This is a genomic window from Paraburkholderia sp. HC6.4b (genome assembly GCF_014200875.1).
GTDB lineage: Bacteria > Pseudomonadota > Gammaproteobacteria > Burkholderiales > Burkholderiaceae > Paraburkholderia > Paraburkholderia tuberum.
The window spans coordinates 1-24,987 of the sequence record NZ_JACHDC010000012.1 but is presented as its reverse complement, the minus strand read 5'-3'; the positions used below and the strand labels follow the sequence as shown (position 1 = coordinate 24,987).

The 24,987-nt window shown below is 60.0% G+C and carries 17 protein-coding genes and 3 pseudogenes; 9 read left to right on the top strand and 11 right to left on the bottom strand.

Features of this window, described 5'->3' with window-relative positions; all coding sequences use genetic code 11:
- Window positions 1-39: 39 nt before the first annotated feature.
- Both HDG34_RS19000 and HDG34_RS18995 read right to left on the bottom strand, forming a co-directional pair.
- A complete protein-coding gene (locus HDG34_RS19000) occupies window positions 40-1,242 on the bottom strand; it encodes an IS91 family transposase (RefSeq protein WP_311734797.1) in 1,203 nt (400 codons plus the stop codon).
- A gap of 5 nt (window positions 1,243-1,247) precedes the next feature.
- Complete coding sequence (locus HDG34_RS18995) at window positions 1,248-2,228, bottom strand: tyrosine-type recombinase/integrase (RefSeq protein WP_260321222.1); 981 nt, start codon at window positions 2,226-2,228, stop codon at window positions 1,248-1,250.
- A 35-nt stretch (window positions 2,229-2,263) separates the two neighbouring features.
- Between HDG34_RS18995 and HDG34_RS18990 the strand changes: the two are divergent.
- Together HDG34_RS18990 and HDG34_RS18985 are read left to right on the top strand one after the other, a co-directional pair.
- Window positions 2,264-2,749, top strand: a pseudogene (locus HDG34_RS18990) (glyceraldehyde-3-phosphate dehydrogenase); the annotation flags it as partial.
- Between the two features lie 300 nt (window positions 2,750-3,049).
- Complete coding sequence (locus tag HDG34_RS18985; protein ID WP_184061696.1) at window positions 3,050-5,584, top strand: mechanosensitive ion channel family protein; 2,535 nt, start codon at window positions 3,050-3,052, stop codon at window positions 5,582-5,584.
- A 173-nt stretch (window positions 5,585-5,757) separates the two neighbouring features.
- Here the strand turns inward: HDG34_RS18985 and HDG34_RS18980 are convergent, their stop codons facing one another.
- The 3 genes and pseudogenes from HDG34_RS18980 to HDG34_RS18970 form a co-directional block, all read right to left on the bottom strand.
- A complete protein-coding gene (locus HDG34_RS18980; protein ID WP_143037333.1) occupies window positions 5,758-5,898 on the bottom strand; it encodes a diguanylate cyclase in 141 nt (46 codons plus the stop codon).
- A 4-nt stretch (window positions 5,899-5,902) separates the two neighbouring features.
- Entirely contained in the window at window positions 5,903-6,304 is a 402-nt protein-coding gene (locus tag HDG34_RS18975) for a GGDEF domain-containing protein (RefSeq protein ID WP_184061695.1), read from the bottom strand.
- A gap of 134 nt (window positions 6,305-6,438) precedes the next feature.
- A pseudogene (locus HDG34_RS18970) lies at window positions 6,439-7,345 on the bottom strand (LysR family transcriptional regulator).
- 108 nt (window positions 7,346-7,453) lie between these two features.
- On the opposite strand from HDG34_RS18970, the gene HDG34_RS18965 reads away from it, so the two are divergent.
- Window positions 7,454-8,062, top strand: a complete 609-nt coding sequence (locus tag HDG34_RS18965) for a short chain dehydrogenase (RefSeq protein WP_184061694.1) — start codon at window positions 7,454-7,456, stop codon at window positions 8,060-8,062.
- A gap of 477 nt (window positions 8,063-8,539) precedes the next feature.
- A complete protein-coding gene (locus HDG34_RS18960; protein WP_184061693.1) occupies window positions 8,540-8,950 on the top strand; it encodes a nuclear transport factor 2 family protein in 411 nt (136 codons plus the stop codon).
- Window positions 8,951-9,164: 214 nt separating this feature from the next.
- On the opposite strand, the gene HDG34_RS18955 is transcribed toward HDG34_RS18960, so the two are convergent.
- Both HDG34_RS18955 and HDG34_RS18950 read right to left on the bottom strand, forming a co-directional pair.
- A complete protein-coding gene (locus HDG34_RS18955) occupies window positions 9,165-10,217 on the bottom strand; it encodes a hypothetical protein (RefSeq protein WP_184061692.1) in 1,053 nt (350 codons plus the stop codon).
- Window positions 10,218-10,256: 39 nt separating this feature from the next.
- A complete protein-coding gene (locus HDG34_RS18950) occupies window positions 10,257-10,805 on the bottom strand; it encodes a hypothetical protein (RefSeq protein WP_184061691.1) in 549 nt (182 codons plus the stop codon).
- 1,078 nt (window positions 10,806-11,883) lie between these two features.
- Here HDG34_RS18950 and HDG34_RS18945 point away from each other — a divergent pair.
- Window positions 11,884-12,186, top strand: coding sequence for a hypothetical protein (locus HDG34_RS18945; RefSeq protein ID WP_184061690.1), 303 nt, complete (start codon window positions 11,884-11,886; stop codon window positions 12,184-12,186).
- Window positions 12,187-13,199: 1,013 nt separating this feature from the next.
- On the opposite strand, the gene HDG34_RS18940 is transcribed toward HDG34_RS18945, so the two are convergent.
- From HDG34_RS18940 to HDG34_RS18930, 3 genes are all read right to left on the bottom strand, one after another.
- Entirely contained in the window at window positions 13,200-13,475 is a 276-nt protein-coding gene (locus tag HDG34_RS18940; protein WP_184061689.1) for a hypothetical protein, read from the bottom strand.
- 598 nt (window positions 13,476-14,073) lie between these two features.
- Window positions 14,074-14,823, bottom strand: coding sequence for a response regulator transcription factor (locus HDG34_RS18935; RefSeq protein ID WP_184061688.1), 750 nt, complete (start codon window positions 14,821-14,823; stop codon window positions 14,074-14,076).
- A gap of 303 nt (window positions 14,824-15,126) precedes the next feature.
- Window positions 15,127-16,989 (bottom strand): hybrid sensor histidine kinase/response regulator, encoded by a 1,863-nt coding sequence (locus tag HDG34_RS18930; RefSeq protein WP_184061687.1) that lies wholly within the window; start codon window positions 16,987-16,989, stop codon window positions 15,127-15,129.
- Between the two features lie 744 nt (window positions 16,990-17,733).
- Between HDG34_RS18930 and HDG34_RS18925 the strand changes: the two genes are divergently transcribed.
- Window positions 17,734-18,609, top strand: a complete 876-nt coding sequence (locus HDG34_RS18925) for a site-specific integrase (protein ID WP_184061686.1) — start codon at window positions 17,734-17,736, stop codon at window positions 18,607-18,609.
- 23 nt (window positions 18,610-18,632) lie between these two features.
- A pseudogene (locus tag HDG34_RS18920) lies at window positions 18,633-19,801 on the top strand (IS91 family transposase).
- Between the two features lie 211 nt (window positions 19,802-20,012).
- Here the strand turns inward: HDG34_RS18920 and HDG34_RS18915 are convergent.
- On the bottom strand, window positions 20,013-20,447 hold the full coding sequence (locus tag HDG34_RS18915; protein WP_184061685.1) for a hypothetical protein: 435 nt from the start codon (window positions 20,445-20,447) through the stop codon (window positions 20,013-20,015).
- 1,946 nt (window positions 20,448-22,393) lie between these two features.
- Between HDG34_RS18915 and HDG34_RS18910 the strand changes: the two genes are divergently transcribed.
- Window positions 22,394-22,789, top strand: a complete 396-nt coding sequence (locus HDG34_RS18910; RefSeq protein WP_184061684.1) for a hypothetical protein — start codon at window positions 22,394-22,396, stop codon at window positions 22,787-22,789.
- A 135-nt stretch (window positions 22,790-22,924) separates the two neighbouring features.
- Window positions 22,925-24,877, top strand: a complete 1,953-nt coding sequence (locus tag HDG34_RS18905) for a DDE-type integrase/transposase/recombinase (RefSeq protein WP_184061683.1) — start codon at window positions 22,925-22,927, stop codon at window positions 24,875-24,877.
- The last annotated feature ends 110 nt before the right edge of the window (window positions 24,878-24,987 follow it).

Below are 24,987 nucleotides of genomic sequence, written 5' to 3'. Positions count from 1 at the left end.
ACGCGCTGGAACCGGTGTTGCAGGAGAAGGGGTCGAGATTCATCGGGAATTCGCCGGTGGTGCTCGCGGCGGCGCACAGGGTAACAGCCGGTCGATGCACAGCATGCGCCCGCGCGAGCACACCGGACAGTCGCGGAGCGAGCGGCCTGTGAGTTTCGCGTAGCGGTCGCGATAGTCAGGTTCGGGAACGCTGCAGGCCATGGCGGTGGGTTCGACGTTGAGCAGATGACGGCATACGGTCAGCCGGGGCTCACGCAGGCGATTGCTGAGCAACCCGTAGTGGCGGATGCGTTGTAGCCCACGCGGCAACACATGCAGCAGGAAGCGCCGGATGAATTCGTGGGCGTCCAGGTGCATCACGCGCGGCCGGCCCGGATGACGATAGTCCTTCCAGCGGAACGTGACGTGGTCGGCGCTCAGGCCGACGAGGCGGTTGTTGGAGATCGCGACGCGGTGTGTGTAGCGGCCGAGGTAGTCGAGGACCTGCTGCGGGCCGCCGAACGGCTCCTTTGCATAGACCACCCACTCGGTGTGCCGCGAACCGGCCAGGTAGCGGGCAAATTCGCGTCGTTCGGCCAGGTGCGCCAGCGAGGCGAAGAACCGCAGTTCGCCCACGTCGAAGGCGTGCTGCAACCGTTCGAGGAACAGTCGCCGGAACAGACGCGAAAGCACCCGCACGGGCAGGAAGAAACCAGGCTTGCAGGCTACCCAGCGGCTGCCGTCGGGTGCGAGGCCACCGCCCGGGACGACGCAGTGCAGGTGGGGATGATGCACAAGATTCTGCCCCCACGTGTGCAGGATCGCGATGAAGCCGATGGTCGCGCCGAGATGGCGTGGATCGGAAGCGATCGTCTGTAGCGTTTCGGCCGTGGCCTGAAACAGGATGTCGTAGACCACGCGCTTGTTCTGGAAGGCGACCGACGCGATCTCCTCGGGGATGGTGAAGACAACATGGAAGTACGGTACGGGCAGCAGGTCGGCCTGGCGGTCCTCGAGCCATTGCGCGCGGGCGAGCGACTGGCACTTCGGACAGTGCCGGTTACCGCAGGAGTTATAGGCGATGCGCTGATGTCCGCATGTGTCGCACTGTTCGACGTGGCCACCGAGCGCTGCGGTACGACACTGCTCGATCGCGCTCATGACGCGACGCTGCTCCCGGCTGAGCGAGTCGACATGGACTTCCCGATACGTTGGCCCGTGGCGACGCAGAACGTCCGCCAACTCCAGCGCGGCGCGCATGATCGCGCTCAGCTTACGGACGGCGGCGCGGAGCAGATCGATGTAGGAGATTGTTGAGGCAGTCGGTCGAACGGACTGGTCGTCGCGCAGACGGTGCTGGTTGCGACCTTCAGATAGCGCGACGTGGTGGCGAGGCTGCGATGGCCGAGCAGTAACTGGATGGTCCGCACATCGGTACCTGATTCGAGCAGGTGCGTCGCGAACGCGTGACGCAAGGAGTGCGGAGTGATGGATTTGCTGATGCCGGCACGGCGACGCGCTTGCTGGCACGCCAGGCGTATCGTTGCTGGATCGATGGGCTGGTCAGGAAACCGCCCGGGGAACAGCCAGTACTGTGGCCGGCCGATACGCCAGTAGCTGCGCAGGCTCTCCAGCAGTCGCGGCGAAAGCATGACGTAGCGGTCGGTGTCGCCCTTGCCCTGTTCGACACGCAGTACCATGCGTTGGCTGTCGATGTCGCTGACCTTCAGGCGGGTTGCTTCCGAGATGCGCAGGCCAGCCGCGTACGCCACCATTAGCAGGCTGCGATGCTTGACGCTTCTGATCGATTCGAGAAACCGCGTCACCTCGTCGGGGCTAAGAATCACCGGAAGTCTGCGCGGTACCTTCGACATGGGGATCTCGTCGATCGGCCAGTCGCGTTTGAGCGTGATGGTGTACAGGAAGCGCAGCGCCGCCGTGGCCACCACCAGCGTGCTCCGGGAACGCTGCTGGAATTCAGCGAGGTGCACCTGGTAAGCGCGAATCTCCTCCGGGCCCAGCAGCGCAGGCGAACGTCCGAAGTATTGGGCGAAGCCGCGGACCTGCTGCAGGTAGGCGCGCTGGGTATTGGCCGCGAGGTTGCGCACGCGCATATCCTCGATCATGCGTCGACGTAATGCCGTCATGGCGGACTCCTTCGAAATGGACAGGGCAGAAACTGCACTGCCATCGTCGCATTCGAAGAAATGCTCGCCGTCAACGATGCCGAAGCCGACTCCGTTGGCCAACCACCTGCTACCGCGTCAGCGGTTTAGTTCAACATTTTTATCCGGCCTCGGGCAGTTTTGCCGAGTTCGAGACACAATTCGCGCGCCCAGGGTTCGGGGGCACCGAGAATTACAACGTGTACGCTGCGCGGGGCTTCACGTGGATTCCACTCACGCATACGTTAATCCTTGGGCTACGGCTGGACACAAAGTTTTCGACCGGTGATATCCCGTTCTATGCGCAACCGTATGTTGATCTGCGTGGCGTCCAGAAGGGTCGATACCAGGACCGCAATGCGCTTGCGGCTGAAGCGGAGCTGCGCTGGGACGTGACGCCCAGGTGGTCGCTGCTGGGCTTCAGTGGCGTGGGTAAGGCCTATGGACGGTTGCAGAGCTTTTCTCAGGCGCAGAACGTCCAAAGTGTCGGGGCGGGTTTCCGTTACCTGATCGCACGCAAGCTGGGCGTCTCGATCGGGATCGACGTCGCCCATAGCAAGGACCAGAACGCGTTTTATATTCAGGTTGGCAGCGCGTGGCGTTGATATGCGTGACACTCACGTTCGAAAGGAGCGCGAGTCTGCGCCTGCACACAAGCCGCAAGCGGACCGGCAGGGGCTCGGCTCGCCACCGCTCGTCGGTGGCGCGGTGAGACTTTCGCCGCCTACGCGCTGCGTCCTTCATTTGAGAGGGCCGAAGGGGCATGGAAGGGGCGGGGCTTCGTGGTGATGTAAGCTTTTACCCGTTATCCGCACAAAGTACAGTTCGGGCGCCTCAGGGCCTTTCGCAAAGCGTTAGCCGGACGACCCAGCTCTCACAGGGGTGACCTTTCGGAAGGGGGCTCCATGCACGCATGCATGCGGGGAGAATTCAGCCATGCCATGGTCTTCGTCAGACGGCGGGCTCGCCCCGGCGTGTGGCGCGCCATAGAGTGCGCCTGCTTTCGGCTGGCCGCGACCTGCCTCCTCGTTCTGGCGACGGTGGCCTTCAATCCGGCGACCGCCGCCTTGCCCGCCGGGCTGCAAAACCTAATCAACAGTGCGACGGGAGGTCCCGCGCCGCCAGCCTCGGCGGCGCAGGCTGCATCGGCACCAACGCCCGCAAGTCAGGCCGAACTTGCGCGTTCGCTGGACAGCCTGATCGGCACGCTCGAGAGCGATCCGAAACGCAAAGAATTGGTCGCCCAGTTGAAGGGACTGCTTGCAGGTACCCAAAGTGCATCACCCACGGTACCTACGGCGCCGGTGTCGTCCGGACAGGGCAACAGCGACCTGCTCGGCACGATTGCGTCAAGCATTGCGTCTGTCGAGACGGATCTGAGTGAGGGCCGCACCCCCTTGCACTACTGGGCGGCCCGTTCGAGCGCAGCGGCTAACGAGTTGTGGACCATTCTTGGTGGCGGGAGCCGGGAGCCGTTCGGCCAGGTCCTGCTTGGCCTGATCGCGACGCTTGCGGGCTGGGGCGCGTGCGCTGGCCTGTTGGTCTATCTGCGCCGGCGCGTCAGTGCACGATATGGCTGGAAGGCCGCGCTCGAACCGAATCCAACGTCGTTCGAACTATTGAGCTTCGCATTTTGGCGTACGGCGCCATGGGTCATTGCATTCGTGACGGTGGCGCTGTTCATGCGGGGAATGCCCGACGCGCTCGGCAGCACGCTGGGGCTTGTGATCGTCTATGCCATAGTCGCGGGCTTGCTTTTCTCGGCGATCTGCCTAATCGTCTTCTCGGCGTTTAACACGGCACACCGGCGTGTCGCCGTTCACCAACTGCTCGCGCAAAGTCGTTGGCCGCTTTTCGCGATCGGTGCGTGTGGTGCGCTCGGTGACGCGACGGCCAATCCGGTCGTCACAGGCCTGCTCGGCGTGAATCTCGCCGGGCTCGTGTCCGCATCGGCAAACGTGGCGGCGGCGGTCCTGATCGGTTATTTCGCACTCGCTTACCGGCGGCCCGTCACGCATCTGATACGCAATCGCCCGTATAAACGAAGGCGTGATCACAAACTCGCAACGGAAGCGCTCGATATCCTCGCATCGCTATGGCACATCCCGATCCTTTTAATCGCGATCGCCTCGGTCGTGGCGATCATCGATGCGCGCGGTTCGGAAGAGAACGTATTACAGCCGTCGCTGCTCAGTGCGCTGTTACTCGTGCTCACGCTGTTCGTGTCAGCGCTGCTCATGCACGTGACGCGTAGAAGGGACACGCGCGCACACCGCCGCGCGCCGCACCTGATGCGACTGTTGCGCTTCGCGATCACGCTGCTCACTCTCCTGATGTGGCTCGCGTTCATTAAATTCGAACTGGACCTGTGGAGCGGCCCGATCGCTCGAATGATCAAGCACAGTGCGATGACACCCAGTTTCAAGCATGCGCTCGTAACAGTCATCGCGACGGTCTTCGGCGCCTGGTTCATATGGATACTGTGCGATACCGCGATTCTCAACGCGCTGGGCCCGAGCAGTTCGCGTAGCAAGGCACTCGATCCCGGTGTGCGCGCACGCACGATGTTGCCGCTCGTGCGCAACGCGGTTTTCACGACGGTGGCGACCCTCGCCGCGATCGTCGCGGCCGCCACGCTAGGCGTCAATCTGACGCCTCTCCTGGCCGGTGCGGGCGTAATCGGTCTTGCGGTCGGCTTCGGTGCGAAGGCGCTTGTCACCGACCTGATCACGGGGCTCTTCATCATTGTCGAGGAGACGATCTCGGCCGGCGACTGGATTGAGATTGACGGCAGTCATTCCGGCATCGTCATGGACCTGACGATCCGCACGGTTCGCTTACGTGACGGACAAGGCGCGGTTCACACTATCCCCTTCTCGCAGATCAAGATCGTGAAGAACCTGTCGCGCGATTTCGCCAATGCGGTATTCGAGGTGCGGGTGCCGTTCACCGTTGATCTCGACGAAGTGTCGCGCATGATTGTGCAAGTGGGCGCCGATCTGCAGGCAGATTATCGTCTGCGCAACGAAATACTCGCGCCTGTTGAAGTGTGGGGGCTCGACCGCTTTGAAGCGAACTGGATGGTGGTGAAAGGGCAGATCAAGACGCGGCCGCTGCAACAGTGGAGCGTGGCGCGGGCGTTTAACGCACGGCTTAAGCGCAAGATGGACGAGGCGGGCATTGAGATGCCGGTACCGCACATGCGGCTTCACACCCCGCCGAGCGGACCCAACGCACGGTCGCAGCCTGACGATGGTGGCGAGGACGAGCGCGAACAGGCGATCGATGGGAACAGTGAGCCCCGACGCAGGCCGGCTGCCACCACCACGCCATTGGAACTGGGCGTGCTCAAAGAGCCGCCCGCGAGGCGGCCAACTGAGGATCAGAAAGGCTCAAAATCCTCGCCCAACTCCCCCGGAACCGATACTGACCGTCTCTGATCGCTTCAGTCGTCAGGACTTCTTTTGCGCGAATTTCCGCAAGCCTGAGCGAACGGCAGGCGGCTGGGTCGCTACCGCTTTTATCGGTGCCCAGCCGGACAAGCTGGCGGTGCGCATCGAGCGGCAATTGCGCGATCTGCGGCGCCGGGGGCCTGGGCATATGGCAATCCGGATTAGGCGAACACGACCGTATTTCTGCCCGCTTGCTTTGCGTCGTCGATCGCCGCGTCGGCGCGCTCGATGACCGATGCCAGCGGCTCTGCCTTGGTATTGGTGGCCACGCCCGTTGACAGCGTGACTCCATGCCGTTCCATCGTCTCAGCGGCGGTGCGTATGCGCTCCGCAAACGCGCATTCCGTCCTCCGGTTTCGTATGGGGGAGAAGCACAACGAATTCGTCACCGCCCCACCGGCACGCAAGATCCCATCCACGGACGCTGCCTCTGATCGCGGCGGCAACCCGTTGAAGGACAAGCTCCGCGGTGCAGTGCCTGAGCGTGCCGTTCACGCTTTTGAACCTGTCGCAATCGATGACCAGCAGTCTGTTGAGCCACCCATCCTGGAAGCGGCCGTACTCGGATTCAAAGGCGGCGCGGCGCATGAGTCCGGTGAGCTTGTCATTGCGGGCGTCTTCATACAGGACGCCAACCATGCTGTTAAGTGCATTCAGCGAGAAAGCGTTGGACGCATCGGTCGCGTGCTGCCGGTCGTAGTTGTGCAAGACCAAAGCAATTCTGCCAATCGATGAGGCGGGACCCGGCCATGAAGCGACTTTCGTCGGATGCGGCGTTCAGACATTCACATGACATATTTACTTAGCAAGCGGTCATTCGCTCATCGAGACAGTCTCGTGCCTTATGGTGCTTGGGAAAGCGTTCGTTGCGTCTCTGCATGCTCAAGCATATGTGCAACAAAGCAGGTGAGCTTCGACAGTGGTCGCCGGTCCTGTCGATACACGATATGGATCGGGTGTGGCTCGGGCAAGTAGGCTTGCAGCACCGGCACCAATGTCCCGCTCGCCAGATCGTGAGCCACTAGGACCTCGGGCTGCAGCAACAACCCCGCACCCGCGATGGCGGCCATGCGCAGGCCGTTACCATCATTGCATGTGATGACCGGATCCTTCGAAAGCTGCGGTCCATCCCAGCCGCCAAGTTTCCAGACGTTACGGCTGTTCCAAACTGCGTGAGACAGGCAGTGATGCGCGCTGAGGTCCTGCGGCGTCTCTGGACGCCCGTGTTGAGCGAGATAGCCCGGCGACGCACAGATGACCATGCGATACATGGTCAGCGGTTTTGCAATCAGGTCGGCATCGCCCAATTCACCAATGCGGATGGCCAGATCAAAACCCTCGTCAATAAGGTCGACGATGCGATTGCTCAATTCCAGCTCAATGCGCACGAGAGGATACATCTGCTGGAAAGTCGCCGCCAAAGGAGCGATGACACACGGGCCAAACGTGATTGGAGCGCTCATGCGCAACGTGCCGGATGGCGACGCGCGCAACCGTTCGATCGACGTCTCGGCCGTACGTACGTGTTCAAGCGCACGCTTGGCGTCTTCGTAAAAAACGCGACCAGCATCAGTCAGGGCTCTGGCGTCGTGTGGTGCGCTCCAGCAAGCGCGCACCGAGACGCTCTTCAAGTTCGCGCACATATTTGCCAACCATCACCGCCGATATTTCTAGCCGCTGCGCCGCCTCGGTGAAGTTACCTCCCTCCACGGCGGCAACGAAGGCTTCCATGCCACGCAGCTTGTCCATATTGCTAACTATGGGTTAGTAGTGTTTTGAAATTAGAGCATATTTATCACCTCTTTGGTTTGATGAAGAATAGTGGCGTTCTAATCTGAATTCAAAAGGAGCGTTTTTATGAAAATCATTGTGATCGGCGCCAGTGGGGACGTAGGTCGTTCTGTGGCAGATGAACTTGCGCGTGGCGGCAAACACGAAATTATTCGCGTGGGTCGCACCCAAGGTGACCAGCAGGTTGATATCACCAGTGACGACAGCGTGGGCGCGTTGTTCAAGAAGATCGGACAGATCGACGCCATCATAGCTGCCGCAGGTAATGTAATTCTGGCTCCAATCGAAAAGATGACAGCAGCCGACTTCAACAAAGGCTTGCAGGACAAGCTGTTAAGTCAGGTGCGCGTCGCGCTGGTTGGTCAGCATTACCTGACCGACGGCGGGTCGATCACGCTGACCTCCGGCATCGCTGTCGATGATCCGATTGCGCAGGGTTCCAATGCCGCAGCGTCGAATGCTGGGATTGAAGGGTTCGTGCGTGCCGCTGCGTGCGATTTTCCACGGGGCATCCGTATCAATGCCGTTAGCCCGACAGTGCTGACGGAATCTATGGGCCGGTTTGGTCCGTTCTTTCCCGGCTACGAAAGTGTGCCAGCGACAAGTGTGGCAATAGCCTATCGACGCAGCGTGGAGGGCGTGCATAGCGGCCGCGTATATCGGGTTGGTCATTGAAGTAAAGGGCTCGCGGCACTTTGTGGTGCGCCTCAACTGCCGCGACAACACCAAAAACAAACTGAGAGGTGCAGACGCGATTGATGCCTGCCAAACGTCGATCTGTCCGTTGAGCTGTACTTCATCGCCGGGCGCTGAAAAGTCTCAGGATCAAATCTGACCGTTTCGCCGTTACGTACCTAAACGTCCGAATCTTGACCGCACCCCGATCTCGTGAAACGCAAACGAATCCTTGTTTGCGATGGCGGCTGACCGCCCCTGTCTGCTACTGTTGCCGCGCAAATTCATCCCGCGAATGGCCGCTATACTTTGAAACGCGCCACAAGGGTCGCGCGACGGCGACCGGCAGCAGTGGGTCGCGTGCCGCCGATCGCCGTCAGGCAGAAGCCGGCCACTTTGAGACGTTCGACACGACCGGCCGAATCGTTGACAATCAGCCTTCGAAATTCTCTTAATTCAGACTGACGCAGAAGAGCTATGACAGCAACTGTTACTGATATCTTGACGCTCGTCCACGAATTTTGGACACTCATGGGCTCAAACGACTTTGCGTCAGTCGAGTCAGTGCTAAGTGAGCAATTCATCCTCGAATGGCCCCAGTCGAACGAACGCATCAGAGGCGCGGCGCGGTTTGCGCAAATGAACTCGGAGTATCCGGCAGAAGGGCCCTGGCGCTTTACGGTGAACCGAGTCGTCGCCAACACCGGTCATGAAGCAGTATCCGATGTGACCGTTACCGACGGTGCGTTGACGGCGCGAGCCATATCGTTTTTCTCAGCCGAAGCCGGGAAGATTACTAAGATTGTCGAATACTGGCCCGAGTCTTATGCTGCGCCCGTCAATAGAGCGCATCTTGTTGAGCTCATCGACGAGGAGAGCCCATATTGACTGGTGTCTCGTGGCTAGATCACCGGCACGGACCGGCCAGGAAGCGTCATCCGATCGTGCCATCGCCCAGGCATTCAGGCGTCGGCTCCACTCAGACACCGGCCGTTCAACCCGTCGAAGTTTTGCTTGTCGATCGTTGGCCCTGTTGCGCTGGCACGCATTCGGAAGCGGATGGCTCACGGGGCGACATATCGACCGGTCCCGAATGTCGGCACTACTGCTCTCGGGCCTCATATTCAAAATTTGGTTTCTGAACGATCCGCAGGAGGGGGAAGACGTCGCTTTTGAACCCCTCCGGGATGTAAAGAGCAAACGCGCTCGGATCGACAGCGACATCAAGTGCGACAGGACGCCTGTCAGCGACCGTCATTTCTGCAAAGGCGGCACTCACCATCGAACTGAGATTGCCAATCACCTCCAAATCCTGCCCTTCGTGTGTTTCGCGCGGCGTTGCAGTGATGACCATCCCCAGCAGTTTTCCATTCTCGACAATGGCCTCAGAGGTATCAGGCCAATCCCCGTATCTCATCAGCCGAAAGGCAATTTCTTTCTCCGCCGGCTCGATGATCTCCATACCGCGGCAAAACAATCGGGAGCTTCGGAAGATGATCTGCGCCTGACCGTCATCGTCGATCTCCTTCGCCTCTGTGGGATTTGCCAATAACTCAAGCCGAAGCTCAGGCAATGTAGCGAGCGACACATCCCCGATTGCGGACATCTCATTTTTTGCCATTGCGTTCATTACGCCTGTAATAAGGCTGTCTCCCTTTTCTTCGAAAGAGTGCCGTGAGAGCAGGCACCATCGATTCCAACGGGAGAAAAAGATAGCAATCTTCAGCGGTGTCGAATTGATGTCCGCGTATCGATCCAACTGTTCGAAATAACTTCGTTTTAAAGAAAACGGCCGGTCCAGACCATCTGCGTGACAGTTCTTGACCTCGATCAGCATTTGGCGGCGGTCCCGGAGTGTTAGCCGGTAGTCGGGAGCCTTCACATCTCCATCAGCGGTGAAGATATCGCCGGAATCCTCGACCTTTACCATCAAACACTGTCCCAGGGCCCCGGCCACGTGAGCGAATAGCGCCTCGATGCGCTTTCCGTAGAGTATTCTGAGATTCCCGTGCGCAGCTTTGAGCGAATTTTCGATCGCGGTGATGAATTGCCTCTGGTGAGCTTCGTTGTCGACCCGGTACCCTTCTTTCAAGCCAACAGCCGTGAAAAGGTTGAGCGCCTCGAAGGTTTCCGGGGTTCTGGCAATTCGCTTCATTTTTACCCTTCGATTGAGGCCGGGACAGTGCGCTTCGGGTTACAGCTTCGGCGTCGCAAGTTGACAACTCCCGACGAACTGTTGAGATATAAGGTACGGCTTGAACCACGCCTTCATCTTCTTTCGATCTACCTCGGTACGCTCTTGGGTGTCGAGTTGTTCGTCGTTCACCTGAAGGCTTACTCTGTCAATCACCACAATGTTCATCGCGAACTCTGTGTTTTGATGCTGCGAGAGGAAGCGATCCACTGAGGACTGGTCTGACACTTTTAACCACTCCCCGATGTAGCGATTGCGGTTTGTCGAGCAGTCGTCCGAGAAGACGTAGCTCGTGTCGGTCGTGCGGCAGAGCGGATACCGAATCTCGTGTGTCCCATCGTCGTTCTCGATCAATGTGTTGTCCTTCAACGTGTAGATCGCCGTGACGGTCGTGGCATCGCCCGTCTGGACATCACTTGGGGCGTTGATGCCTGAGGTTTTCATAGTGCCCTCGCAGTGAAGGATGCGAGCTGGCGGCGACTCAGCAACCGCGACATTGCAAGCGCAGACCAGCAGCGCGACGACAGAATGCACGGTCCATTTGTTCATGGTCTCCCCCAGTGTGGTTTGGCAGAACTGTAGCGCACCCGGACCGAAAATTGGTCTGATAATCCGTGAGGACAGCGCCCGCGCGCGGCCCTCCGCTTTCCCCCATTGGCCCTCCTTCGAACGCGTCTGAGAATTTCGGAGGGTGCGGTTGCTGGAATTGGCCGTTGGGGCGCGGGGCGTCGCTGCCGTGTGAAGGCGGTTGGCTCAAAGGTGCCGGGTAAATGTCCGCTGTAGTCAGAGAGCCGCCCTTGCAGTGAACTTATTTCCGCAGACCGAAACGGGTCGGTACGCGTCAGCTGGTTGAGGCGCGCGTCGGCGAGCAGCGCATGAACGCCGACAATCGCGGGAGGAGGGTCTCTTGTCGGCATGCGGAGAAAATCGGTTCCCCGGTTTTCCCTTCGATGTCCGTGGGCTTGGTCCATCTGAGCAAACAACGTGAAGCTTCCGCCGACGTATTCCCGCCGACGTTAAATCGGTGCTCGCCGCCACGGGTTCTTCGAAAAGAGTTCGCAGCCAGACTCAACAGAGAGTAGACGGGCCTGGAACATGGCTAAGGATTGCACGTTCAGCGTCCCCATACTCCTCGTTAAATGTCGGGTACTGCCGCTCAGTGCGTATCCTGCCTCACATACCGTAGATTGTCGCGCACACGTCTGGTCAAAAGGGAGGTTAGGTAAATAGGTACGACTGTGCGGATTTGAGGTGAACCGCACCGGGTGAGGCGCAGTTGGGGAGCCGTTGCGGTCCGGACAATGTCGAAAAAGACATATTGTGTTTGTGTGCGCTGCAGCAGTCTCATTTTTGATTCAACATTGTGAACCGGTATGCGGGTAAGTCCTTGAATGTTGATCAGAAAGCGTTCTTCAACTGGGTGCGACCCGGCATGAAAATGATATTTGCTGCTCTGCACAAATGCGCCATACTATGCACCAACGGAACAGATACGCAGCACGCATGCGCTCGGGCGGCAGCACGGTGGAGACCTCTGCGGCCGCTTCCGATCGTCAATGGCGAGCTATGCAGGCGGTATGCGCGAAGAAGCTTCGAACCATTTTCGTCGATCAACCGGGAGGTGGACATGCTGACTTTGGCCGAATTGCAAAGCACGCTGCAAATCGAGTACGAACTGCAGCTCGAAGCGATGGACGAGCAGACATTGCGTGGGCTGCTCGCGGATCCGATTGCACCCAACGCGCTGGTGCCGGCTTTTATGGGCTTTGCGGAGGGGCGCCGGATAGCGGAAGCAACACTTGTACAACTGCTCGCTCGCGAGCCGTCGAACGCCGAACGGGGCATTCCGCATGAGGCCGCGCCCCTTTGGGCGCAGTGGCTCAAACCATTCTGGATGCTGCCGCTCTTCGGTGCACGCAAGGGCGAGTAAAGGCGCTCGGCCGACCTGATCAACGCCGAATGGAATTGCGCTGGACCAAGCATACCGATATCGCGACCGCCCAAGCGGCAGAGGCCGGCCAGGAAGCGTCATTCGCCCGTCGCGTCGCTCGGACGTTCAGACGTCGGGTCCGCCCAGTAAACAGTCATTCGACTGGCGAAGGCGAATGTTGCTTCGTCGGCCATAGCCGACGTGGGACCGGGGTTCGGTTCTGCGTCAGCTAGGGGCATTGCCGTCAGCGGCGGCGTTGAGCAGTCCGACGGCAGCTTCCGCGACCGGTGCCCTCGCACTTTCGACCCATTCGGCATCTCTTTTATCAATCGTATCGGTCGTCCCGGTCGTTTCAGAGAGCGAGTTGGCTTATCGCGACACAGCCGCCAAGTTAACTACCCTGATAGATATCGCACGACAGGCCGACCACGCACGGTTGACCGTCTCGGGCTTTGCCGTAACCATCTCGTCCGCCAGGTTGGGCTCCATGGTCCCACGGACTGTCGCCGTCCGTCGGCATCGCCCGCTGCGATGAATTTATTGCTTGCTGGCTGGAGGAGTGGCTAGTGGCGTCTAACGGTTGCATTTCCTGAGAGTAGGCAGCGCCGGCCGCGGTGAGCAGGAATAGCACGATGGTTACAGCCGAGGGTTTCACTTTCATTTCTTCACCTTTCGTCATCAATGGATTGCGTTAGCGACGCCGAACTCGCGGCCGGGGAAGGAATTCCAGAAATGCGCGGCCCAGACGTCGTCTTAAGTGAGCGTTCCCGCGAAGGTTGAATTGACGCGAAGAAGAGTTGGCCGTGGCCCGCACCACGCTGACGTCCTGCCAGCTGCAACTGGCGCGGCGATTTCGAACTCAAGCTTCGCGACCGCCCAAATGCTCGTTATGACGCCCCTTCCACTTGCTCCTGAAGCGCCGTCGGGCCTCTCGCGTGTCGTGGCGCCTCCCCTCTCAGGAGGCGCCACCTGAAAGAGTGACAGCGAACTCGGTAAGCCGGACCACTTTCCAGTCATGGCTCGCGCGCCGTCAGATCGGTGTTAGCTCCCTCCAAAAAAACGTTGCATTGTGGATCCATCCGGCACGGTCTGGCATGTTTTGCACCGGCTTGTACCCGTGTGTCGGGCGTACCGCCGTATGCTTCCATCCCCGCACTCGGGTCAGCGGCTTGTGTTGCGGCGCTTTCTTGCGGGGCGGGTTGAGACGCTTCCGGTGTGCCTTGCGAATGGGCAACACCGGCCACGGCAAACAGCACGACGGCGGATGCGACTATCAGTGGTGATTTCATGCTGGTTCCTTTGTGTACGTTGAATTTTCCATTCATGCGATTCGTTATTTGCGTGCCCCGAGCTCGAAGGCCACGCGCATCGAGCGTGTCGCGCACGAGCCGCAACACCGGTGGTGATTGATTGATAAGGTTTCGTGAGAGGGCTCGTTGGAGTTAAAGCAATCAGCCTGTTCACTTCATGTCGACCTGCAGCAGTCGTCGCACGAGCCAAGGCCGGTTCAGCTCTTCACGACGACCAACCGCTCTGGGTACACTCGCCGAATGCACCCTCTGCGCTGCTGTCATACTCATTCTTGGTCAGGCGAAACGCCGTCGCAACGCACATGCGTAGGCGGTCGACAGCAATCGTCGGCGGAAGATGTATGCACTGTTATCGTCCGATCCCGGTGACATGTCGGATACTCGCCTCCCGACGCAGCTCGTTCCTGAAGTGGTCAGGCGCTGGGCGAGCGCGCGTCACCTGGCTGATACATTTGTGGCTGTTAGTAGGGATAGCGACCTGTTATTTTGCTTTTTTTTCGCGCTGCGGCCACGCACGAGGCGTTGTGCATCGTGCTGTTAAGCAAGTCTTCCACTCCAGAAAGCACGCTGCCTGAAGTCAGTCGGTTGATTGTCCCCCAGCAGCCGGTAGTCTTCGGTCAAGCGCCGGATCCGTGACCGGCGGGACGCCGAGCTTGATCCCGCTATTCGCCAGCATGACGATGAGTTCCGTACGGCGCCGGAGATTGAAATGCGCAAGCAGATGACTGATGTATTTCCGTACCGTAATGTCCTCGAGGCCCATTCTCAGGGCAATGGCCTTGGACGGAAGTCCGCGCACCAGCCACGCCAACGTTTCGAACTCTCTCGGTGTGAGTCCCAGCTCGGATGCATTGCTCGTTTCCGATTTAACGCGCGGCTCACGATCCTCAGGTCCATTTGCCGGAGTCTCATCAGTGTCCATCTCACGACTGAGGCTGGCGATGCTGGAGGCTGGTAGGAATACGCCCCCCGCAAGCACCGCGCTTATCGCCGCACGAAGCGCTTCAGGCGGCGACGATTTGGGCACGTATCCCATGGCGCGAAGTTGGATGCATCGACTGATGGTTTCCACTCGCTCATCGGCCGATATCACGATCACCGGTAAGGACGGTCGCGATTCCTTCAATTCGGCAAGCGCGTTGCAACCGTTGCCATCGGGCAGGTCGAGATCGAGAAAAACGATGTTCAGGAGGTCACAAAGCGCATGATTCAAACCCTGCGACAACGTGCTCGCGTGCAGCAACTCGATGTTCGGAAAGAGTTCCGTCAGTAGAAGCGCCAATCCGGCTCTGAACAGCTCATGGTCGTCGACGATCAGTACGCGCATTCCATCGTCTCCCGGAATCGTATTCGAGCCAGGCTGCGATTACACATCGGAGGAGGGTTCAATCGACAGTGATCGTCCGATGTCACAGGTCAGATAGTACACACTAGCGGTGGATCTACATGGCGCCGCCTGAAAAGTGGCGGTTTTCATCCACCATTAGACGAATCGAGCGTATCAAGGGGACCACCGGGCCTTGCATGGGCCAATACATCAGTCATCTGTTCGCATACTTCAAGTTGCGGCGCCGCGCAGCACTCACCGTGATGCTGGCAGAGAAGGGCGTTACGCTCGGGACGCTTTCAGTCACTGATCGTTCGCGAGATCGAGATTCACCTTCCGTCGAGCGGTCACGAACCGGCTAATCTCGGCCAGCAGGTCTTTCGGGGCGGAGGACTTGCGCAATAGCACGAACGGTTCGGGAAAGTCGCGAAGGATGTGATCGGACAGCAGCTCGCCGGTGATAAATGCGACGGGAATCACGCCGGCCCACGCGAAATGACGCCTGAGCCGATCAGCAACCTCCTTGCCGGTTACTCCCTCGCGCAGACGAATATCGGCGACGATGAGATCGGGAATGCGGCTGTCATCGGCAAGGACGGCTTCGAATCCAGCCATCGACTCGGCGGCGTGCACGAGCGCGCCCGCGCTCGAGAAAAGACGCCTCAGGCCTTCGAGCACGGTAGGTTCATCGTCGCACAGGAGCATGAACGTGCCAGCGAGATCGGGCATGCAGACGTCGCCATCCTGAGCATTTTCGCCGACTGTCGGGGCGGATGCCGAAACCGTCGCGTAAAGCGAAAATCGGGATCCGCGCCCTTCCACGGACGCGAGACTCATGCCATGTCCCGGCAGGATATGGATCGCACGCTGCACGATCGACAGCCCCAGTCCCAGTCCTTTCGAACGGTCGCGCCCCGGATTGTTGATCTGATAGTACTCGGAGAAGATCGCGTCGCGATGTGCGGGCGCAATGCCGATGCCGGTATCCCATACATCGATGCGCAGCCGTTCATTCAGTTGCACCCAGCCAAGCACAACGCCACCCGATGATGTGTTCTTGATCGCGTTCGATACGAGATTCGATACAGCCCGCTTGAAGAGCGACCGGTCGGTCGCGATAGACGGGGGGTAGCCTCGCCGTCCCGCGATCCTTAGATCGATGCCACGCAATCGGGCCGTCTCCCGGTACTGCTCGAAGACCTCGGTCAACAGGCCGTGGGTGTCGACCGGTACGACATGGGGAACATATGAGCCCAGCTCGCTGTAGTCCTGAATGTCCTTGAACATGTCGAGGATGTCGGACGCGGTCTCCTCGACGACATCGAGCTCGCGATCCACGGCGTATCCGTCCCTGATCCTCGTCCGGGCGCTTCGGATGAAAAGGTTGATTGCGGCCAGAGGCTGCTGGATGTCGTGATACGCCGATGAAAAGAATCGCTCTTTCTCCCTGACGAGCTCTTGCATGCGTCGGTTCTGCTCGTTGACCACACGCGAAGCCGCTTCGACGCGCGCCTTGGCCGCGCGCAAGGTGCGCCGGTACATGAATTCGCGCCTCGCGGCACGTTCCAGCGGGATACTGACGAGCAAACCGACGATATACATCATCGGCACCATCGTGGCGTGCGCGATCACCGACTCCATGCGCGCGCCGACGCTCTGGCCATCGGGCTTGAGATAGAGCATCACCAGATAACTGACGACGCATAGGCCGACCAGCCACGCCGCCGTAATTACTCGAAGCCGGAAGGCCATGAATATCATGAAAAGGGCAAACGTGAGGATCGGATAGGCCTCCCGCCAGGCCAGGTCGCCCGGATAGATCTGTACCATTCTCAGGACCGCGAACCAGCAACTGAGCGTCCAGACACTGAGCAGCCCGACGCTCCAGCGCTCGTCGAGTGCGTGTCGGCTCCACAACAGAACGGGCACCGTCATGCCGATCGTCCCGGCGATTCTCAGGACACTGAGTTCTTTGTGGTGCAAGTGGGCGGGATCGAGTATGTCTAATCGCCCGAGGTCGTGGACGGAAAACACGACCCACAGCACGGTGAAGATTGTGATGGCGAGCCTGCGCTGTCCGAAGAAGCGCCGCGCATAGTCCATCCGGAACGCGCGTTCCTGAGCCGCCGATCTGAACCTGCGCACCGTGAGGCCTGACGATCTCATGACGACGCTCGATCAGGAAATTCGCCGTCCGCGGATAGGGCAGCGTGCAATTCAAACAGAATAGCAGGCCGCCATCCAGAGTCATACACACAAATGTAGCGGTCTCGATGCGCCTGCCCGCCCAGGAACGCCTACGTTTCCAGACTCGGTTCCGGGCCGGCAAACGAGAAATGCGCTTTCTTCGTAACTGTCATCGCCTCGGTACGGCCTCTTCTTCCGGACTTTCATTCGCATTATTTTTGTTCTTGAGGCGGTTCGGGCGTTTGCCTCGCCTCATCGCAACCGGACGTTACGGCAACGCTCGTTAAAGGAGATTCTCGTGAAAACAGGGGCTCAATACCACCACCGTCAGCAATCTGCCACATTGCTGACGTAGAGCCCAACGGTCCCAGTGGCAGCAATGCCGATCGACCTGCCGTGCGACCCGCGAGATTGAGCGGCCGTTGCACCTCGCAAACGGCCATTGGGGGCGTGTCGAGCCGACAGGCAGTTGTGGGTCGCAAGTACTCGTTCACTCCAACGATATCTGACATTCGCATTAACGACGGAGCGAACGGCGGCAATGCGCCTATGAACTGCCTCACAGCGGCCGACACTCCAACGGCCGCAATGGCCGATGGGACTAAACCGCTCGCGCGGTAGGGGGCTGCGGCCCGTCTCTGGCGGCGAATGGGAGGCCAGTGGTGCCGGCGCTTATGTTGGTGGTTGAGGCAATCCGCCTCGTCCTCCAGCAGGAGCCCCATCATGACCTCCTCCGATCCGGACATCAGCCCGCTGCGCCGCCGTATGCTTGAGGACTTGCGCATGCGCAAGTTCGCACCCAAGACCCAGGCCGCCTACCTGCGTGCCGTACGTCAGTTCGCCCGATACCTCGGGCGTTTACCCGATAGCGCCACTGTCGAGGACCTCCGGGACTACCAGCTGCATCTGGTCGATCACGGCGCGTCGCCGGTGTCGCTGAACGCCGCGATCAGCGGTCTGAAGTTCTTCTTCGAAGTCACGCTCGGCCGGCCTGAGCTGATGGCGCGGATGCAGCCGGTACGCGTGCCTCGCACGCTCCCGGTTGTGCTCAGCCCCGAGGAGGTGCGCCGGCTCATCGCGGCAGCCGGAAACCTCAAGCATCAGACCGCGCTGTCGGTCGCCTATGGCGCCGGGCTGCGTGCGAGCGAAGTGGTCGCGCTCAGGGTCAGCGACATCGACAGCCAGCGCATGACCCTGCGCATCGAGCAGGGCAAGGGCCGCCGTGACCGCTACGCGATGCTCTCGCCGGTCCTGCTCGAACGTCTGCGCGTCTGGTGGCGCGTTGCCCGTGCCCAGGGCTGCATGCTCGATGGCGGGTGGCTCTTTCCGGGCCTCGATCCGATCGACCCGCTCAGCACGCGGCAACTGACCCGCGCCATCCATGCGGCCGCCGAGACCGCAAACATCGACAAGCGCGTATCCATGCACACGCTGAGGCATTCCTTTGCCACGCACCTGCTGGAACAGAAGGAGGATATCCGCGTGATCCAGGTGCTCCTTGGACACAGGCAGATCGAGACCACCACGCTCTATACCCAGGTTGCCACTGACCTTCTGCGCAAGGTGATCAGTCCGCTGGACCGCCTGCCCGCCGGCTAGCCCGGTCGCACGCGGAGCACCCCGTGCTGGAGGTCGCGGATATCTTCCGCGCCTGCGGGCCGGCGTGGCGGCGCACGGTAGCGCTGAGCCTGGGGCAGCTGAAGGTCATGTCAGCCATCGAACAGTGCCGCAGCGCGGCGCTGGGGGGCATGTGCTGCGCTGCGCCGGCTGCGACCGGATCGAGGTTGCCTACAACTCCTGCCGCAACCGTCATTGCCCGAAGTGCCAGGGCAGTGCTGCGCATCGCTGGCTCCAGGCACGCCAGGCCGATCTGCTTCCGGTCGGGTACTACCATGTCGTCTTCACGCTGCCCGCGCCCATCAGTGCCATCGCCCGGTACAACAAGGCCGTCATCTACGGGCTGCTGTTCGATATCGCCGCCGAAATGCTACGCACCATTGCCGCTGATCCGAAGCACCTCGGCGCCCAGATCGGCGCGACGCTCGTGCTGCACACCTGGGGCTCGGCACTCACGCATCATCCGCACGTACACGGTATCGTCCCCGGCGGTGGGCTGTCGCCCGATGGTCAGCGGTGGATCGCATGCCGGCCCGGCTTCTTCCTGCCGGTACGTGTGCTCTCGCGCCTGTTCCGCAGGCGCTTCCTCGAAGCGCTCACGGACGCGCACCGGCACGGCCACCTGCAGTTCTTCGGCCAGTACGCTGAACTTGCCGACCCGGCTGTCTTTGACGTGTGGCTTGCGCCGCTGCGTGCCTGCGAATGGGTCGTCTACGCAAAGCGTCCCTTTGCAGGACCCGAAGCAGTGCTCGCGTACCTGTCGCGCTATACGCACCGCGTCGCGATCTCCAGCCAGCGCCTGCTTGCATTCGATGAATGCGGCGTAACCTTCCGCTGGAAGGACTACCGTGCGAAGGGGCACACCCGCTACAAGACCATGACCCTCGAAGCCGGCGAGTTCATGCGCCGCTTCCTGCTCCATGTGCTGCCCGGTGGCTTCCATCGTATCCGTCACTACGGACTGCTCGCCAACCCGGTGCGCCGCGCCAGTCTCGCGAAGGTCCGCGAACTGCTGCACGTCGCGACCGACGTCAACACATCAGCTCACGAAACCGTCATCGAAACGCGCCCCGCCTTCATCTGCCGGCACTGCGGCGCGCCGATGATCGTCATCGATATCCTTGCGCGCACTGCACCGATCCGCGCACCACCCACGCGCCGGGGCGAGATATGAGCGTCACTGTTCCAGGACGAACAACCCGACCCTCGGCTTTGCGGCAACGCGGTCCACGAGCAGACCCTTGCGTCTGTCGCTTCGCACAGGCCCTTGCAGGTCCGTTCCGCCATCACGATGGCGCCACTGCACCGCTTCGGCACAACCTCAGCCCTCAGCCGGCCTCCCGCCTGACCACGCATCCCGCAACACCGCTCGCCATCCCGGGCAATCAATCGCCCAGGGGACGGTCAGGCCCGTCAAACGAAAGGAAGGCGAGGAATGGCTGGAAAATGTACGGGAACGTCTCATCTGCCAGGACGAGGTCCGTACAGCGGTAGATCCACCAGAAAAGCGCCGCCATACGTGTTCTGTCGCAGATGAGCCGCGCTTCTGCCCACAGTCCAACGAGTGTTTCAAACAGTTCAAATACCAGGGGTGCTTCGACCCTGCGCGGATCCCACAGTCCGGGAAGGACCCGGGATATCTGGGATGCTATCGCCGGTGGCAATACGCACTCATCGAGCGGGTGGCGGCGCCATGCTACGTGTTCGTCTTCCCGGGCAGGATCGGAGTCAAAGAGTCCCGGACGGACCACCTCCGGGAGTTCAAAAAGCAGTGCCCGCAGTTCCATTAGCGATGTGTCGGGATGCAGCATCTTGAACACCCGAAGATCGAGCGAGGGCTCGGCGAGTGCGCCGCACGGGTCCGCACTGATTGCGCCGACCAGATCGTATCCAAACTTGCCCCGCGGACCGCGGCGCTCTTGCCAGAAATGTAGCGGTGCATCAGATTGCTGGACCGCTTTGGTCCATCAGTGGGTCCCAGCGAGCTCTCCGCCGCTGAATACTCGAGCGATATGGCCGACGGTGTTTTCCCCAAATAGTGGCAAACGGCGTAGGCCCACGCCATACCACGCAGGCCATTGAGGCGTTCCAGGCGGGACCCCTGGGTCTGAACGTCTGGCTCGGCGAACGGCAATATCCATCTCCTGGAGCGGCGGAACTCGGACGACCGCGGAGAATCGTTCATTCGTGAGGTCCCCAAAAATGTAATTCAAAGTACAGTGACATTTACCGGCCATGACTGTGACATCGGGCGTCTCAGGGCGTTACTCTATAGCTACAGGCCCCTTTTGTCGGCTGTCTGCGACGGACAATGGCGTCGACGGCGGGGATGGCATAACCGGCCGGTCTTGCACGGGCGAGTCTGAATGAATTGCGAACCTCAACAGAAGACTGATGACCGGGCCGAACTGGAAGCCAAACTGGCGGATCGGTACGGGCCATTGATGGGCTCGGCTGCTCTAGCGGAGGTACTGGGATACGCCTCAGTGGGCGCATTCCGGCAGGCGTGCTGGCGCGGAAAAATCGGGATACCGATGTTCGCCGTACCCGGACGTGCCGGGCGATTCGCACTCACTCAAGACGTTGTGCGATGGATGTGGGCGTTGCGGGAATCGGCAGATCCCCTGATTATCCGGTGACGCCCGGATGCCGGGTTCCAGCGCCTGGACCGGCGAAAACGAGACACAAAAGAGGAGGTGTAATGACCGATCCGTGACCATCACGGGCTGAAACGAATAGGCGGGAGACCGGGTTGCAGCCCAGAACTCCCGCCGAGAAAGCATCAAGTTGCTCACCTGATGCTTTGATTCTACTCAGCCCATCCCCTTTGTCAACCGCAGACACCGCAGACAGCGGGTTCGCCATGAACCCGCCGACTGCGCTCGCCATTCCGTACGGTCCGGCGTTGACGCCGGGCGGGTTGAGGAGAACTGATGAACATTCGAGAACAGATAGATCTGGCGCGGCACACCGTTGCGTCCAGTGACGGCGCACAGCATCGCGCCGGAAAATCAAAATTGGGCAGCCCGGCAGGTCGTTCGGCGCTCTTCTACAGCGCCACGAATGGTGCTTTCATTCCGGTCCGGACACCACTGCTGTTCGCATATTGCTTCCACGTGGAGGCAGAGGCGGATATATCGGCATATGGTACCGCCGCTATTGAGATCGACCCGGGTGCCCGACTCAGGGCTCGTCGCTTCGGGAAGAGCAACGCAACGAACGCCCAAGTCAATTGTGTGTGGCGATACCGGATAAGGCCGGCGCTGTCCATGGCTGGACGATGGACCCGTCCTACGCGCTCATCAACGACCGCCGACTGCGAGCGCCGACCACTCGCAACTGGCCATCCGGCGAAAGTGCACGCATTGAGAGTGTTGACGGCCGAGTGCGCGAAGAGTGTTTGCACGAGCGCGGGTGCGTCAGCCTCGACGATGTACGCGGTGAATCATAGCGTGCCGCACCGGCTACTTCCCGTTCGTCTGCAAACAGCGGTGAAGCGGATGCCGGGGAATCACTCGGGCAACTGAATCGCCCGAAATCCCGCCAGCCACCCAACTTGCAGATGGTGTCGCCGGCGGCGTGAGGCAGGGACTGATCTCCTATGTCACTGACGATGCCACGGGAGCAATGGGGCAACCGGATGCTCGAATCGAAAGTGGCGTTCGCTTGGCGCTGCGTGGTGCGTCGGGATAGTCAGAGGCATCTACCGGACCCGTTGCACCTGTTGGTGTCGTCTTTGGCAATGAATCAATCAGTAGAAAGATAATTGGACATCCTGATTAAATCAGGATATATCGCCGCCTCGGGTTATTTTGCGACTGCAAATTCGCATATGACTTCATTGTGTTCAGAGACGAGCGTCCCTGTGAACTGCTCAAGTCCGCCGCAAGCCGGCGATATGGTAATCGTGAAACGAATCAACTGCGACCTGCTCGACGCGCTACTCCAACGCCTGCTCGTAACGAAGCAAGGGATCGAGCTCGTGAATGAGGTCCGAGATGGCGAGCCGCTTGAACCCAAACCTCGGGTCCGTGCCGGGCGGATACGCGGCGTACACGTAAGTCTCTTGATGGGTTTTGCGGTCCGGCTGAACGATGCCACGCTGCAGTCAGCCCTGTTACACGAGCTGGATGATCCGCACGCGAAATGTCTCGAATACTAGAGTTGGCCCAGGGATATCGGTGGTGTCCGTTACGGCGTCAGCCATGGGACTCGCACCCAGGTTGACGTAGTCAGGCCATTTTTGCTTGCGATAACCGAGGAGTGGTGCGGGTTCGTCGATGTCCTCCGGACGTCAATGCTGAAAAAGAGCGTAATGGGCGGGAGCGCGCTTTACGAGGAAGTCGATGAGGGACATTGGACGAGTCCTCCAGTGGCAGAGCGTTTGTCACCATACGGCCTTCAGTACCGCATTCTGACGGAAAAGCATTTCGGTCGTTGGTATCTGCTGAACATGGGGTTACTCAGCCGCTACTATCAGCCCGACTACAAGGTTCAGGATCCCACCGCATGCGAGACTGTGGTAGCGATGGTCAAGGCCAAGGGTTACATGTTTCGTCGTGAGCTGATTGAGATCCCGCTGATCGGCGCGGATGATCTCAACCATCTGATTGCTACCCGTCGCGTGTTCTTCCCGCTACATCTGCAGGATCTGACGGACATGCGCTCTTCTGCAGTTTTCAGGGATGCTACGGCGTATGAAGTTTTAAAGGCAGCCAAGGCAGCTGGCGACGGTTTCCTGTCGCTGGAAACAACAGGCAAAGAACCATTGGCGAACAAGGCACCTAACCTGGAGCCAGACTTCATTCAGTTTGTGTCGCCCGAAGCGTACAACCATGCTCACAACAAGCTGGGGGCGCTCTCTGGGCGTGTCTCAAAATGGTGGGCCGGCAGTGGTCGCAAGAGGGAGGGTAAGCTCATCCCGCCCGCGACGATAGCACTCTGGAAGTCGCAGGCGGAGTTAGGAGACCTGCTGTACAACAGTGCAGCGTATGGGCTCATTCCCCGATGGCACGAGCGTGGTAGCAGAGCGATGCGGTTTCCGGAGAGTGAGCAGCTCTGGGACCATGTCTTCCTCAAGTATCGGCTCAAGAAACGATGGAGTCTACGTGCCACCCACGGCAAATTTATCGCGGTGACGGAGCGTTTACGTCTGCCAGCCTTTTCAGAGAGGACCGCCAAGACACGCGACAAGGAATACGACCGGAGTATCTTCGTCCAGTTCCGGGATGGCAGTGCCGCTCGCTACGCCATTGCAGGATTTGCTCCGCCTGGTACGGCAAATCCGCTCTATCAGGTCACGGTGCCGCTCTTCCTCGCACAGATCGATCACACGCCACTGGCAATCAAAATCGAGAATTCGGCAAATCGTCGACGCATCAAGGGCCACTTGTGGCTCTCGGTGATGGTCGACGTCGCGACTGGTGCAAAACTCGCCTGGACGGTCTCGTTCAGCCCGCCGAGCGCAGCAGCAGTCACAACGGTCCTGTTTGAATGTATCGACAGGCACGGGTGCCTGCCGCGATTCATCGTCGTTGACAATGCACCCGAGTTTGATTCAATCGTTATGCACCGCATTCTGCAGGAGGCAGAGTCACATCTCTTATGGCGCCCTGCTTATCACCCCCGATACGGTAGCGCCGTCGAGGCGGCAAACCACAAGATCACCGTCCAGGTATTGCAGCTGCTGGCGGGGAACACGGTAGCGGTGAAGAGCCTGTATGACTATTCGCGGACCTTTATTGCTCGCAACCCGGAGCTCATGACTCTGACACAACTGAACGCGTACCTCAAAGGTGTCTTCGATGAAGTGGAGCAGGAAGTGGGATCTGCGCGAACAGGGGATGAGGCCGTCAAGGACTATGACGTGCGCAGAGAGCTGGAGGTCGGCATCTCGTACCGCAAACGTGTTGAAATGATGAACAGGGCGCCGTCTCTTCTCAAGACGGAGCCAGATTCAGACAAGTACTTCAACGCACCGCCCAGCGTCGGCGCGGGCGCCGAGGCCAGCGAAACCTGCGACGCAACAGCCAGGGAGTGTGCGGAACCGCAAGGAAGCGCACAACCGGTCTCGGGCACCGAAACCGCTGTGGCCGGGCAGGCTGCCTCGCAAGTGGACGGCGAAACCCTCCACTCGAATCCGCAACCCGTGGACGCTGCCGGGGGTACCTCTGACACTGGTCAGGCGGACCCATCAATAAAGGATAAGGACGTCGAAGTTATCGTTCGACCATCTCGGCTGTCTTTCTAGCCCGAATCGCAACCAGGTGTGAACGGCTGTGAGAAACCGACACTAGACGGCGGCATCGATCAGAGATACCGAATGGTCCAGGTCTGCTGAGCGGTTTGGTAATGGTTTGT

Excerpts from the sequence above, each read along its gene's own strand:
- HDG34_RS18965 (WP_184061694.1), top strand. The coding sequence starts at position 7,454 with ATGAAAATCATTGTGATCGGCGCCAGTGGGGACGTAGGTCGTTCTGTG.
- HDG34_RS18955 (WP_184061692.1), bottom strand. The coding sequence starts at position 10,217 with ATGAAGCGAATTGCCAGAACCCCGGAAACCTTCGAGGCGCTCAACCTT.
- HDG34_RS18980 (WP_143037333.1), bottom strand. The coding sequence starts at position 5,898 with ATGGAACGGCATGGAGTCACGCTGTCAACGGGCGTGGCCACCAATACC.
- HDG34_RS18925 (WP_184061686.1), top strand. The coding sequence starts at position 17,734 with ATGACCTCCTCCGATCCGGACATCAGCCCGCTGCGCCGCCGTATGCTT.
- HDG34_RS18985 (WP_184061696.1), top strand. The coding sequence starts at position 3,050 with ATGCACGCATGCATGCGGGGAGAATTCAGCCATGCCATGGTCTTCGTC.
- HDG34_RS18905 (WP_184061683.1), top strand. The coding sequence starts at position 22,925 with ATGCTGAAAAAGAGCGTAATGGGCGGGAGCGCGCTTTACGAGGAAGTC.
- HDG34_RS18940 (WP_184061689.1), bottom strand. The coding sequence starts at position 13,475 with ATGAAATCACCACTGATAGTCGCATCCGCCGTCGTGCTGTTTGCCGTG.
- HDG34_RS18950 (WP_184061691.1), bottom strand. The coding sequence starts at position 10,805 with ATGAACAAATGGACCGTGCATTCTGTCGTCGCGCTGCTGGTCTGCGCT.
- HDG34_RS18960 (WP_184061693.1), top strand. The coding sequence starts at position 8,540 with ATGACAGCAACTGTTACTGATATCTTGACGCTCGTCCACGAATTTTGG.
- HDG34_RS18930 (WP_184061687.1), bottom strand. The coding sequence starts at position 16,989 with ATGAGATCGTCAGGCCTCACGGTGCGCAGGTTCAGATCGGCGGCTCAG.
- HDG34_RS18945 (WP_184061690.1), top strand. The coding sequence starts at position 11,884 with ATGCTGACTTTGGCCGAATTGCAAAGCACGCTGCAAATCGAGTACGAA.
- HDG34_RS18935 (WP_184061688.1), bottom strand. The coding sequence starts at position 14,823 with ATGCGCGTACTGATCGTCGACGACCATGAGCTGTTCAGAGCCGGATTG.